The 12,009-nt window shown below is 70.3% G+C and carries 16 protein-coding genes; 11 read left to right on the top strand and 5 right to left on the bottom strand.

Features of this window, described 5'->3' with window-relative positions; all coding sequences use genetic code 11:
* Nucleotides 1–193: 193 nt before the first annotated feature.
* Entirely contained in the window at nucleotides 194–325 is a 132-nt protein-coding gene (locus tag SB816_RS08310) for a hypothetical protein (protein ID WP_258955758.1), read from the bottom strand.
* A 78-nt stretch (nucleotides 326–403) separates the two neighbouring features.
* Nucleotides 404–1,465 (bottom strand): LacI family DNA-binding transcriptional regulator, encoded by a 1,062-nt coding sequence (locus SB816_RS08305; RefSeq protein WP_410546778.1) that lies wholly within the window; start codon nucleotides 1,463–1,465, stop codon nucleotides 404–406.
* A 111-nt stretch (nucleotides 1,466–1,576) separates the two neighbouring features.
* Here SB816_RS08305 and SB816_RS08300 point away from each other — a divergent pair, with 111 nt between their 5' ends.
* From SB816_RS08300 to SB816_RS08280, 5 genes are read left to right on the top strand one after another with little or no spacing between them, the layout of a single operon-like run.
* Nucleotides 1,577–2,599 (top strand): TRAP transporter substrate-binding protein, encoded by a 1,023-nt coding sequence (locus tag SB816_RS08300; RefSeq protein WP_054502940.1) that lies wholly within the window; start codon nucleotides 1,577–1,579, stop codon nucleotides 2,597–2,599.
* A 10-nt stretch (nucleotides 2,600–2,609) separates the two neighbouring features.
* On the top strand, nucleotides 2,610–4,502 hold the full coding sequence (locus SB816_RS08295; RefSeq protein WP_054502941.1) for a TRAP transporter large permease subunit: 1,893 nt from the start codon (nucleotides 2,610–2,612) through the stop codon (nucleotides 4,500–4,502).
* Between the two features lie 57 nt (nucleotides 4,503–4,559).
* Entirely contained in the window at nucleotides 4,560–5,099 is a 540-nt protein-coding gene (locus tag SB816_RS08290; protein WP_410546777.1) for a VOC family protein, read from the top strand.
* Nucleotides 5,100–5,121: 22 nt separating this feature from the next.
* Nucleotides 5,122–6,399, top strand: coding sequence for a ribulose-bisphosphate carboxylase large subunit family protein (locus SB816_RS08285; RefSeq protein ID WP_410546776.1), 1,278 nt, complete (start codon nucleotides 5,122–5,124; stop codon nucleotides 6,397–6,399).
* Nucleotides 6,396–7,748: a four-carbon acid sugar kinase family protein gene (locus tag SB816_RS08280; RefSeq protein ID WP_410546775.1), complete on the top strand. Its 1,353-nt coding sequence runs from the start codon at nucleotides 6,396–6,398 to the stop codon at nucleotides 7,746–7,748. The genes SB816_RS08285 and SB816_RS08280 overlap by 4 nt, the downstream gene beginning before the upstream one ends.
* A 31-nt stretch (nucleotides 7,749–7,779) precedes the next feature.
* Here the strand turns inward: SB816_RS08280 and SB816_RS08275 are convergent, their stop codons facing one another.
* Nucleotides 7,780–8,829 (bottom strand): NAD(P)-dependent alcohol dehydrogenase, encoded by a 1,050-nt coding sequence (locus SB816_RS08275; RefSeq protein WP_054502944.1) that lies wholly within the window; start codon nucleotides 8,827–8,829, stop codon nucleotides 7,780–7,782.
* A 166-nt stretch (nucleotides 8,830–8,995) separates the two neighbouring features.
* Here SB816_RS08275 and SB816_RS08270 point away from each other — a divergent pair, with 166 nt between their 5' ends.
* The 6 genes from SB816_RS08270 (at nucleotide 8,996) to SB816_RS08245 (ending at nucleotide 11,281) form a co-directional block, all read left to right on the top strand.
* Nucleotides 8,996–9,403 carry a hypothetical protein gene (locus SB816_RS08270; RefSeq protein WP_410546774.1) on the top strand — a complete coding sequence of 136 codons (408 nt, stop codon included), beginning with the start codon at nucleotides 8,996–8,998 and terminating at the stop codon, nucleotides 9,401–9,403.
* A gap of 38 nt (nucleotides 9,404–9,441) precedes the next feature.
* Complete coding sequence (locus SB816_RS08265) at nucleotides 9,442–9,735, top strand: hypothetical protein (RefSeq protein WP_054502945.1); 294 nt, start codon at nucleotides 9,442–9,444, stop codon at nucleotides 9,733–9,735.
* A 94-nt stretch (nucleotides 9,736–9,829) separates the two neighbouring features.
* Entirely contained in the window at nucleotides 9,830–10,018 is a 189-nt protein-coding gene (locus tag SB816_RS08260) for a CrpP-related protein (RefSeq protein ID WP_162876623.1), read from the top strand.
* 157 nt (nucleotides 10,019–10,175) lie between these two features.
* On the top strand, nucleotides 10,176–10,721 hold the full coding sequence (locus SB816_RS08255; RefSeq protein ID WP_054502947.1) for a DUF4142 domain-containing protein: 546 nt from the start codon (nucleotides 10,176–10,178) through the stop codon (nucleotides 10,719–10,721).
* Between the two features lie 24 nt (nucleotides 10,722–10,745).
* A complete protein-coding gene (locus tag SB816_RS08250; protein WP_054502948.1) occupies nucleotides 10,746–10,976 on the top strand; it encodes a hypothetical protein in 231 nt (76 codons plus the stop codon).
* A 38-nt stretch (nucleotides 10,977–11,014) separates the two neighbouring features.
* The gene (locus tag SB816_RS08245; RefSeq protein ID WP_410546773.1) at nucleotides 11,015–11,281 is read left to right on the top strand and encodes a hypothetical protein; all 267 of its coding nucleotides are present in this window, start codon (nucleotides 11,015–11,017) and stop codon (nucleotides 11,279–11,281) included.
* 60 nt (nucleotides 11,282–11,341) lie between these two features.
* Here the strand turns inward: SB816_RS08245 and SB816_RS08240 are convergent, their stop codons facing one another.
* Both SB816_RS08240 and SB816_RS08235 read right to left on the bottom strand, forming a co-directional pair.
* A complete protein-coding gene (locus SB816_RS08240) occupies nucleotides 11,342–11,716 on the bottom strand; it encodes a hypothetical protein (protein WP_054502950.1) in 375 nt (124 codons plus the stop codon).
* A gap of 82 nt (nucleotides 11,717–11,798) precedes the next feature.
* Nucleotides 11,799–11,978, bottom strand: a complete 180-nt coding sequence (locus SB816_RS08235) for a hypothetical protein (RefSeq protein WP_054502951.1) — start codon at nucleotides 11,976–11,978, stop codon at nucleotides 11,799–11,801.
* Between the last annotated feature and the right edge of the window lie 31 nt (nucleotides 11,979–12,009).

Raw genomic sequence — 12,009 nt, 5'->3', positions numbered from 1 at the left:
AGGTCTTCGGCGCGCCGGGACCAGGCCGCCGCGAAGCCAGGGCAGTGTTGACCAATCGCGCGATGGCAGTCAACAGAATGCCCCATGACAAAGGGCAACAGGCCTCACAAGAAGCAACCGCCGTCGATGTCACGCACCAGTCGCTCGGCCATGAAGCGCGCCGGCGAGGTGCCGATGACCTTCCTGAACATCGTCACGAAGCTGCCCGCGCTTCGTAGCCCAGTTCGAGGGCGACGGCCTGGACGGTAGCGCCTTGCGCCAGGCGCAGGATCGACAATGCGACCTGGATACGCTGGCGCCAGCGGCCGAAGCGACCGAAGCTCATGCCGGTCTCGGCCCGAAGCATGACCCGCGCCGACCGCGCGCCGCTGGCAGCGCCGGCCCTCGCCCGGGCCCTTGCCCGTCAAGGCAGGTTCTCGCGCAGAATCACCTGGCTGCGGTTCATCTCCACCCCGCTCATGGGGCTGCGCTTGTCGCGCACGTTGCAGAAGATGCGCACGCAGCTCATCAGCGCCTCCACCGGGCTCTGCGTGATGACGGCGTCCATGGTGCCGTCGATCAGCAGCGCGCGCGTGTCCGGCGTCAGGCCGTGGCCGATGAACACCACCCGGTGCTGCAGCCCGGCCTCCTTGAGCGCCCTCGCCACGCCGTCGGAAGCGCCGCCGATGTTGTAGATGCCGGCAAGCTGCGGGTATTGCTCCAGCAACTGGCGCGTCTGCTCGTAGTTGCGCTGGGCGTCGTCGTAGCCTTCGCGCAGGTCCACCACCTGCATGGCCTGGAACTGCTCGGCGTAGAGCTGCAGGAAGCCGCCCTCGCGCTCCTCGTGGGCGCGGTAGTGGCGCGAGCCGGCGATCAGCGCCACGTGCGCGGTGCGCGGGCCGATGAAGCGCGCGAGCAGGTAGCCGGCGGTGCGGCCGGCGGCGCGATTGTCCAGGCCCACATAGGCCACGCGCGCGCTGTTGGCCAGATCGGAGATCAGCGTCACCGTGGGCACGCCCTGTTCGGCCAGCGCGTTGACGGCCTCGCGCACCACCGGATGCTCCAGCGCCATGAAGGCGATGCCGTCGGCGCGCCTGCCGTGATGCAGCAGCGCCTGCGCCAGGGCCTCGGGGTTGAAGCTCTCGACGTAATCCACCTGGCAGCGCGCGTTGAGCGGCGCGAAGTGCTCGTGCGCGTAGCTCACGCTGTCGCCCAGCATGCGCAGGAAACGGTTGCTGCCGCGCGGCAGCAGGATCACCAGTCGCATGGGCTCGGGCGCCATCGCGGCGAACAGGTCCGCCTCGGGCAGGTAGTCGAGCTCGGCGGCGGCCTTGAGCACGCGCTGCGCGGTGCTGTTGCGCACGCCGGGGCGCCGGTTCAGCACGCGGTCGGCCGTGGCGGTGGACACGCCGGCCAGCGCCGCGACCTCGGCCAGGGTCGCCAGCTTGCGTTCGCGAGTGGGCTTGTTCACATCAAAAACCATCATTGTTGGGGTTTGACGATGCGGGCGCCGGTTCACTATTGTCCATCATGCCTCAGCGCGATGGACTTCTGCGGCACCTCAAAAAACATCATAACCAAGATTCTGGAGACAACCATGAAGCTGCTCACCCGCCGCAGTGCCTTGCGCCGCTTGTGCGCCCTTCCCGCCGCGGCCGCCCTGGGCGGCGGGTTCCCGTTGATCGCCCGGGCCGCCGACTATTCCCTCAAGTACGGCAACAACCTGCCCGTCTCGCACCCGCTGAACATCCGCGCCCAGGAAGCCGCCGACCGCATCCTCAAGGAAAGCAACGGCCGCGTCGACATCAAGATCTTCCCCAACAACCAGCTCGGCGGCGACACCGACATGCTGGCCCAGGTGCGGTCGGGTGGCATCGACTTCTTCACGCCCTCCGCGCTGGTGATCGCCACGCTGGTGCCGGTGGCCGCCATCAACGCCGTCGGCTTCGCCTTCAAGGACTATGGCCAGGTCTGGGGCGCCATGGATGGCGCGCTCGGCGCCCACGTGCGCGCCGCCATCGCGCAGCGCCGCCTGTATGCCTTCGAGAAGATGTGGGACAACGGCTTTCGCCAGACCACCAGCAGCAAGGCGCCGGTGACCCGCGCCGCCGACATGGACGGCCTGAAGATCCGCGTGCCGGTCAGCCCGCTGCCCATCTCGATGTTCAAGGGCCTGGGCGCGGCGCCGGCCAGCCTGCAGTTCAGCGAGGTCTATTCCTCGCTGCAGACCAAGGTGGTGGACGCGCAGGAAAACCCGCTGCCCATCATCCAGGTGGCCAAGCTGTACGAGGTGCAGAAGTACTGCTCGCTGACCAACCACATCTGGGACGGCTACTGGTTCATCGCCAACGGCCGCATGTGGGAAGGCCTGCCGCAGGACCTGAAGACGGTGGTGGCGCGCGGCATCAACGAGGCCGGGCTGGCGCAGCGCGAGGACATCAAGAAACTCAACGCCTCGGTGCAGGCCGACCTGGAAGCCAAGGGCCTGACGTTCAACCAGCCCGCCGCCGACAGCTTCCGCGACCAGTTGCGCAAGGCCGGTTTCTACAGCGAATGGCGGCAACGCTTCGGCCAGGAGGCCTGGGGCCTGCTGGAGCAGGCCGTCGGCAAGCTCGCCTGAGGCCGCGCCCATGTCCTCGCTCTCCTCTTCCCACGCCGCCGCGCCCGCGCTGCCGGCCCATCCGCTGCGGCGCGCGGGCGATGCGCTGGACGCGGCGCTGGGCGGCCTGGTCGAACTGGCGGCCGCCGCCATCGTGCTGGTCGAGATCCTGGTGCTGTTCGCCGGCGTGGTGGCGCGCTACGTGTTCCACAGCCCGCTGGTGTGGTCCGATGAGCTGGCCTCCATCCTGTTCCTGTGGCTGTCGATGCTGGGCGCCGTGGTGGCGCTGCGCCGCGGCGAGCACATGCGCATGACGGCGCTGGTCAACCATATCGGTCCGGCGCGCCGCGCGCGGCTGGAGGCCGGCGCGCTGGCCGCCTCGCTCGCCTTCCTGTTCCTGATCCTGGCGCCGGCCATCGAATACGCGCACGAAGAACACTTCATCATCACGCCCGCGCTGGAGCTGAGCAACGCCTGGCGCGCCGCCGCCATTCCGGTCGGCATGGGCCTGATGGCGGTGGTGGCGCTGCTGCGGCTGCTGCGCACCCAGACCGTGCCGCACCTGCTGCTGGCGCTGGCCGGCGCGGCGGCGATGGTCGCGGCGTTCTGGCTGGCGCAGCCGCTGTTCACGGGACTGGGAAAGCTCAACCTGGTGATCTTCTTCGTCGGCATCGTCGCGGCCACCGTGTTCGCGGGCGTGCCGATCGCGTTCTCGTTCGCGCTGGCGACGTTCTCCTACCTGGCGCTGACCACCAACACGCCGATGCTGGTGATGGTGGGCCGCCTGGACGAAGGGATGTCGCACCTGATGCTGCTGGCGGTGCCGCTGTTCATTTTCCTGGGTTCGCTGATCGAGATGACCGGCATGGCGCGCGCCATGATCCAGTTCCTGGCCAGCCTGCTGGGCCACGTGCGCGGCGGCCTGTCGTACGTGCTGATCGGGGCGATGTACCTGGTGTCGGGCATCTCCGGCTCGAAGATCGCCGACATGGCGGCGATCGCGCCAGTGCTGTTTCCCGAGATGCGCAAGCGCGGCGCCAGGCCCGGCGACCTGGTGGCGCTGCTGTCGGCCACCGGCGCGCAGACCGAGACCATCCCGCCGTCGATCGTGCTGATCACCATCGGCTCGGTCACCGGCGTGTCCATCGCCGCCCTCTTCACCGGCGGCCTGCTGCCGGCCGTGGTGCTGGGGCTGGCGCTGTGCTCGGTGGTGTGGTGGCGCTACCGCAAGGAAGACCTGAGCCTGGCGCAGCGCTTCGCGCCGCGCGAGATCGGCCGCTTCTTCGTCATCGCCCTGCCGGCCGTGGCGCTGCCCTTCGTGATCCGCGCCGCGGTGGTCGAGGGCGTGGCCACCGCCACCGAGGTCTCGACCATCGGCATCGTCTATGCGGCGGTGGTGGGCGCGCTGATCTACCGGCGCTTCGACCTGGCGCGGCTCAAGCCCATGCTGATCGAGACCGCCTCGCTGTCCGGCGCCATCATGCTGATCGTCGGCTGCGCCACCGCCATGGCCTGGGCCCTGACGCAATCGGGCTTCTCGGGCGACCTGGCGCGGCTGATGGCCGGCATGCCGGGCGGCAGCTACGGTTTCCTGGCCGTGTCGATCGTGGCTTTCATCATCCTGGGCAGCGTGCTGGAAGGGATTCCCGCCATCGTGCTGTTCGGGCCGCTGCTGTTCCCGGTGGCGGCGCAGGCGGGCGTGCACGAGGTGCATTACGCCATGGTGGTCATCTTCGCCATGGGCATCGGCCTGTTCGCGCCGCCCTTCGGCGTCGGCTACTACGGCGCCTGCGCCATCAGCCGGGTCGATCCCGACGAGGGCATCCGCCCGATCTGGGGCTACATCGCCGCGCTGCTGGTCGGGCTGGTCATCGTTGCCGCCTTCCCCTGGATTTCCATCGGTTTTCTCAAATCCGCGTCCTGAATGCCGCGCGGCCCATCGCGGGCCGCGCCCCCGCCACTTCCTACACAAGAATCCATCATGAGTCGTTTCCTGGGCGAGATCCGCCAACTCGGTTATGTGGTGCCCGACATCGAGGCCGCCATGGACTACTGGAGCCGCACGCTAGGCGTGGGCCCCTGGTTCTACAACCCCAAGGTGCCCATCGTGAACTACCGCTATGACGGCGCGCCGTACGAGCCGCACAACTCGGTGGCGCTGGCCAATTCGGGCTTCGTGCAGGTCGAGCTGATCCAGACCCGCAACGACGTGCCGTCGATGTACCGCGACTTCCTGCAGGCCGGCCGCACCGGGCTGCAGCACGTGGCCTACTGGACCCAGGACTACGACGCCGACCTGGCGCGCCTGCTGGCGCAAGGCTTCGTGCCGAAGATGCAGGGCGAGGTCGGCGAGAACGGCCGCTTCATCTACTTCGACACCGAATACCATCCCGGCACCGTCATCGAGCTGTCCGAGGTGGCTGGCCCCAAGGGCCGCCTGTTCGACCTGATCCGCGACAGCGCGCGCGACTGGGACGGCCGCGATCCGGTGCGCCCCTTTCCCGATCTGGCACGGCTTTGAAACCGGGCCCCGGAACCCATCCATGAACACCCAAGTCATCCGCGCCACCTACCTGATCGAAACCCCGCTGGACCCGGCGCGCGTCGCCGAGGTGATGGCGGGCGAGCAGTCCTGCGGCACCTTCACCCGCGTCGAGGGCGAGACCGACGAGCTGCGGGCGCGCGCCCGCGCCCAGGTCGAATCGGTGCGGGAGCTCGAATCCACCGGCCACGCCAGCCTGCCCAACGCCTGGCTGGCGCGCCAGCCGGGCGGCCTGCCGGCCACGCTGCGCCGCGCCCGCGTGCGCATCGCCTTTCCGGTGGCCAATATCGGCCCCAACCTGCCGACCCTGGCCGCCACGGTCGGCGGCAACCTGTACGACCTGGGCGAAGTGACCGGCCTGCGGCTGGAACGGCTGGAGCTGCCCGCCGACTACCGCGCCCAGTTCGACATGCCCCGCGTCGGCGTGGCCGGCACGCGCGCGCTGACCGGCGTGGACCGCGGCGCGCTGGTGGGCACCATCATCAAGCCCAACGTCGGGCTCTCGCCCGAGCAGACCGCGCACCTCGTGGCGCGGCTGTGCGCGGCGGGCGTGGATTTCATCAAGGACGACGAAGTCTGCGCCAACCCCGCCCATGCGCCGCTGGCGCAGCGCGTGGCTGCCGTCATGGCGGTGGTGCGGGCGCACCGCGAACGCACGGGGCGCCAGGTCATGGTGGCCTTCAACATCACCGACGAAACCGACGCCATGCGGCGCCACGCCGACCTGATCGAGCGCGAGCAAGGCAGTTGCGTGATGGCCAGCCTGAACTGGTGCGGCTATTCCGCCATCCAGACCCTGCGCCGCCACACGCCGCTGGCGCTGCACGGCCATCGCAACGGCTACGGCGCGCTGTCGCGCCACCCCTTGCTCGGCATCGGCTTCCAGGCCTACCAGACGCTGTGGCGGCTGGCCGGCGTGGACCACATGCACGTGCACGGCCTGCAGGGCAAGTTCTCGCAGCCCGACGCCGAGGTAGTGGAGAGCGCCCGCGACTGCCTGGCGCCGCTCACCCCCGGCATCGACGACGCGGTGATGCCGGCGTTCTCGTCCGGCCAGTGGGCCGGCACGGTGCCCGCCACCTGGGCCGCGGTGCGCACCGACGACCTGTTGTTCATGTCCGGCGGCGGCATCCTGGCGCATCCGGACGGCCCGGCGGCCGGCGTGCGGAGCATCCGCCAGGCCTGGCAGGCGGCGCGCGCCGGCCAGGACCTGGCCAGCTTCGCCGCTGACGCCCCCGAGTTGCGGCGCGCGCTGGCACACTTCGGGTCGCGCGCATGACGGACGGTCCCGCCCGCGCCGCCGCGCCGCGCGTCGCCTGGTACGGCGACGACTTCACCGGCGCCACCGACACGCTGGCGCACGTGGCGCTGGCCGGCTGGCGCAGCCTGCTGTTCCTGGGCGTGCCGACGCCCCGACAACTGGAACGCGCCGGCCCGCTGGACGCCCTCGGCATCGCCGGCGCGGCGCGCGGCATGGCGCCCGAGGCGATGACGGCGGAGCTGCGCATGGCCGGGCGCTTCCTGGCCGCCACCGGCACCCGCATCCTGCACTACAAGTGCTGCTCCACCTTCGACAGCGCCCCGCACGTGGGAAGCATCGGCGCGGCCGTGGCCGAACTGCGGCGCCACATGCTCAATCCGCTCGTGCCCATCGTCGGCGGCCAGCCCGGCATCGGGCGTTATTGCAGCTTCGCCACCCTGTTCGCGCGCGCCGGCGCCGACCCCGAGGTCCACCGCATCGACCGGCACCCGGTGATGCGCGCGCATCCCGTCACGCCCATGCACGAGGCCGACCTGCGCCGCCATCTGGCGCGGCAGGGGCTGACCGGCATCGGATCCCTGCCCCATACCGCCTACCCCCCGCTGCGCGGCCCAGCCGACCTGCGCGCGGCCGACGACTGGATCGACGACATCGTGGACACGGTCGACGGCCCGCTGCTGCTGGATCTGGTGGACGACGAACAACTGGCGCTGATCGGCCGGCTGCTGTGGCGCGCAGCCGCGGCGCTGCCGTTACTGGCGGTGGGTCCCAGCAGCGTGCAGCAGGCGCTGACGCGCGCCGCCGGGCTCGCCCCCGCTTCCGCCCCGCCCACGCTGGCGCCCGCCGAGGGGCCGGTGCTGGTGGTGGCCGGCAGCCTGTCGCCGGTCACGGCCCGCCAGATCGCCGCCTGTCAGCGTTATGCGCGGCACCCCTTGCGGGTCGAACGCCTGCTGGGCGACCCGGCCTATGCCCGGGCGCGCATCGAGGAGGCGGCCGGCGCGCTGGCCTCGGGGCACAACGTGCTGCTGCATACCGATGCGCCCGACCAGACCCTGACGGCGGACCGGACCGCCGCCACCGCGCGCGCCACCGGGCAGTTGGCGGCCGGCATCGTGCGCGCCAGCGCCGCCGCCGGCCACCGGCTCACGCGCCTGGGCATCGCCGGCGGCGACACCTCCAGCCACGCCGCGTTGGCGCTGGGGTTATGGGGCCTGGGATTTCACGGCACGCTCGCACCCGGCGTCACCGTCAGCGTGGCGCGCAGCGACGATCCGCTGACCGACGGGCTGGAACTGATGCTCAAGGGCGGGCAGATGGGCGGAACGACGCTGTTCGACGACCTGGTGCTCGGCGCCGGGCGGGCCTGAGGCGATCCGCCGCCCGGCGCCGGCATCCGCGTCAGCCCGCCAGCGTGGCGTTGTCGATCACGAAGCGGTACTTGACGTCGCCCTTGAGCATGCGCTCGTAGGCGGCGTTGATCTCGTCGGCGCGCACCATCTCGATGTCGGCAACGATGCCGTGCCGCGCGCAGAAGTCCAGCATCTCCTGCGTTTCGGGAATGCCGCCGATCATCGAGCCTGCCAGCGAGCGGCGCTTCATGATGAAGTTGAAGACGTTCGGCGACGGATGCGGCGTGGCCGGGGCGCCCACCAGGGTCATGGCCCCGTCGCGCTTGAGCAGCGCCAGGAAGGCGTCCAGGTCATGCGGCGCCGCCACGGTGTCGAGAATGAAGTCGAAGCTCTGCAGATGCGCGGCCATCTCATCCGGGTTGCGCGACACCACCACGTCGTCGGCGCCCAGCTCGCGGGCCGCGTCACGCTTGGATTCCGAGGTGGTGAAGGCCACCACGTGCGCCCCCATCGCATGGGCCAGCTTGATGCCCATGTGGCCGAGCCCGCCGATGCCCACCACGCCGACCTTCTTGCCGGGCCCGGCGTTCCAGTGGCGCAGCGGCGAATAGGTGGTGATACCGGCGCACAGCAGCGGCGCCACCGCGGCCAACTGCTCGGCGGGATGGCTGACGCGCAGCACGTAGCGTTCGTGCACCACGATCTTCTGGGTGTAGCCGCCCAGCGTCCAGCCCGGCTCGTCGGCAGTCGCCCCGTTGTAGGTCCCGACCATGCCATCGCAGTAGTTCTCGAAGCCATCCGCGCACTCGGCGCAGTGCTTGCAACTGTCGACGATGCAGCCGACGCCGACCAGGTCGCCCGGCTTGAATCCCTGCACGTGGTCGCCAACGGCGGCGACGCGCCCGACGATCTCATGGCCCGGCACACAGGGATATTGCGTGCCTTCCCATTCGGACCGCACCTGGTGCAGGTCGGAGTGGCAGATGCCGCAGTAGGCGATGTCGATCTGGACGTCATGGGCGCCGGTGGCCCGGCGGCGGATCTCGAGCGATTCGAGCGGTTTGTCGGCGGCGTAGGCGCCATAGGCTTTCACAAGCATTGAAGACTCCCTGGTGCTTGTCCAAAAGGGACATTGTCCGGAATCGTCTGCGCCGCCGGTAGCGCAATCCGCCGAGATTCCTGCCCAATCCTGCACGGCCGCGGTGGCTCGGCCGGGAGCGGCGCTTGCTGGCGACGGGAAATTCCCCCCCGCCCAAGGAGCCGCCATGTCCAGCCCGTCAACGCCTTCGCCCCCGCCGCCGCGCCCGCAACACCCGGCCGTGCCCGACGACGCCCGCCACGACGCGCGCAAGGAGGGCAACGACCAGATTCCGGACGAGGACATCGAACCGGCGGATTCGACCGCCGACGATCCGCGTCCGGATGACGGCCCCGTGACCGCCGCCCGCCCGCCGCGGCGCCTGCGCGAACTCGACGCCGCCCGTCCCGATCTGCCAGGCGAGCACCTGGTGGTGCTGGTCCTGGGCGCATGGATGATGCTGCGCGGCATGCGCGGCGCGACGCCGCTGCGCCGCGTGCTGTGGACGCTGGCCGGCACCACCCTGGTCGGCCGCGCCGCCAGCGGCACCGGCGGCATCGCCCGCGTCGCGCGCCTGGTCCGGCGACTGGGCTGACGCCGGCCCTCCCTCCCCTCAATTTCAGGAGTTACGCCATGTCATCGAATCCCGACCCCGTCACCTCGCCCCCCGCCGGCCCCAGCGACTCCTCGGATTCGCCCAGCGACCTGCCATCGTCCTCGCGCGGCAGCGACAGCGATGCGCAGGGCACCGGCGCCCGCCCCGCTGCCAATCCGCGCATCCCCGATGAAGACCCCGGCGCCGACATCCGCCCCGATGACGTCGTCGATGAAGCCGAGGCAGGCGTGTCGCATTCCCCTCCCGACGCGGTGCGCAATGGCGGCGAGGCCGACACGCCGGAGCCGTCGAGCCGCCGCCGCGGCCCGTAACGCTGTAACAGTGTGTCGTTCGGTAATAACCATCGACGCCTGCCCTCATCGCGCGCAAGCTGGGCACTCCTACCCATCCTTTTGGAGAGATTCAATGTATGAAGACATCCGAAGGCTAGGGGCGGCCGCCGCGATGCAGGGCGCCTGGAAGCTGGATTGCCCCTATTTCAAACTGGAGTCACTGCCTTCGCGTACCCGCGAGCCGATAGGCCAGTGGCTGGAAAAAGTGCGCGCCTGGGAAGGCGGCTGGCAGGACCAACAGCGCTTGCGGCCGCGCCTGTAGCGATCCGGCGGAGGTCGGTAAAAAGTACCGTTCCTCCCGCACCCCTGCCGGTCGATCGTGCACGGCATGGCCCTTCCCGGCCCGGGAACATGGATTGCTGTATGGCAGCACGGCCATATCCGATGCGCCGCGCACGCCAACCCAACGGGAGTACGCCATGACCATCCGCCATCTCACCACCCTTTCCCTGCTGCTTCTCGCGCTGGGCGGCCCGCAGGCCAGCATGGCGCAAGCCGCGCCCGCCGCCCCGGCAACCACCAAGCTGGACAGCGGCGACCGCGATTTCCTGGAAAGCGCGGCGCAGTCCGGCCACCTGGAGGTCGAGGGCAGCAAGATGGCGCTGGAAAAAGGCCACAGCGCCGACGTGAAGACGTTCGCGCAGAAGATGATCGACGACCACGGCAAGGCCGGGCAGCAGTTGGCGACCCTGGCCAAGGGCAAGGGCTATGAGGTGCCCACCGAGCCGTCCCTGGTGCAGAAGGCGCGGCTGAAGGCGCTGGGCCTGCGCGACGAAGGCTTCGACAAGGCCTATGCCGAGGAAATCGGCGTGGATGCGCACGAGGATGCCGTCAAGCTGTTCGAAAAGGCCTCCAACGAGGTCAAGGATCCGGATGTGAAGCAGTTCGCCATCCAGACGCTGCCGACGCTGCAACAGCATCTGCAGATGGCCAAGACCCTGAAGCAGGCAACCGAGAAGCAATGAGCGTGACGGACCCATGGCTAACGTATGGACCGCGATGAGTTGTTGGCGCGCATGCTGGCCGCCTCCGTTTCCGACCGGCCGCTCAGCGATTGGCCCGAAGTGCTTTCCGACTATGCGGGATGCCTGGCCGCGCTGAACGACAAGCTGTCGCCGCGTGAAATGGAGGCGCTGGTCCGCGCCGGCGCCGATTTCTACCGGACGCTGGCGCGGGCCGAGCAGTACCGCCAGGCATCGGTCTGGAGCGCCCCGCCCTGATCGAATGGTCCGCGTTGCGAACGACAGGAGCTGCTGCGATGATCACTCCCAAACCGGCGGAGCCCTCGACAATGATCGGCAACGCGGCGGTGTCGCTGACGCCGCCGCAATCTCCTTGCTGTTGCCCTTCGGCAGCGGCCAACGCGGATCTCGCGCGGCCCGCGCCGGCCGCGCCTGGCGACGCGCTTGCCGCGCTGCGGCGCCGACCCCGGCTGTCGGTCGGCCTGTGGCTGGCCCTGCTGTTGTGGGCCATGGGCTCGATGCTGCTGGTGACGCTCAACCTGGCCGCGCGCCTGACGTCCTGAGGGGCGCGGCGCTTGGCCTCTCGCGAGGTCTACGCCCCGCAAGTCGGTCGGGCGAGCGGGTCAGCGTCCGAACTCGTTGCTCTTGCTGCCGCCCGAGCCGGTTCGGCCGCCCGGGATCTGGCCATCGGCCGCGGGATTGGCGCGCGAGCCCTTGACCGTTCCCTGGCCCTGCGTGGGCGCCGGCGGCTTGTCTGGCGGCGCGGTACGGGGAATGGTGGGCGGCGGCGCCGTCGGATCGCCCTTGGACGGGCCGGCCGCGCCTTCGCCAGGCATGGCCGGCGACGGGGCCGGGGCGACCGGCGCCTGCGAGCCCGGCGCCGCGCCCGCGGCGGGCTCTCGCGCCGGCTGGGCCGGGCACACAGCGGTGGCGCCCAGCGCCATGGCCAGGCCGGCCAGCGCGGCGGCCCACGGATGTGAGGGGTGGGAATGTCTCATGGTGTTCTCCAGCGGGGGCCTGTTGCCTTGCACGGCCGGCCGGCGGCCCCTGCCTGCCGGCGCCGGCTCGGGATGGCGCGGGTCAGGGTTTGCTGCGGGCGCCAGCGCCACGATTGCGCGAGCTCTGCTGGTCCTGCCCCGTGCCGATACGGGTGACGTGCCCCGCTTTCTTGCTGCGGTGCTGGCTGTCGCCGTGACTCGCCTGCGCCTGGCGCGGCGTATCGTCCTGCGAGGGATGCGGTTGGGTGTCTTTGGTTTTCATGACGGTTCTCCCTGTCGGGTGATATCGAAAA

This window comes from Achromobacter sp. SIMBA_011, assembly GCF_046535435.1.
GTDB classification, from domain to species: domain Bacteria; phylum Pseudomonadota; class Gammaproteobacteria; order Burkholderiales; family Burkholderiaceae_B; genus Achromobacter; species Achromobacter dolens.
This window is presented reverse-complemented; position numbering and strand designations above follow the sequence as displayed.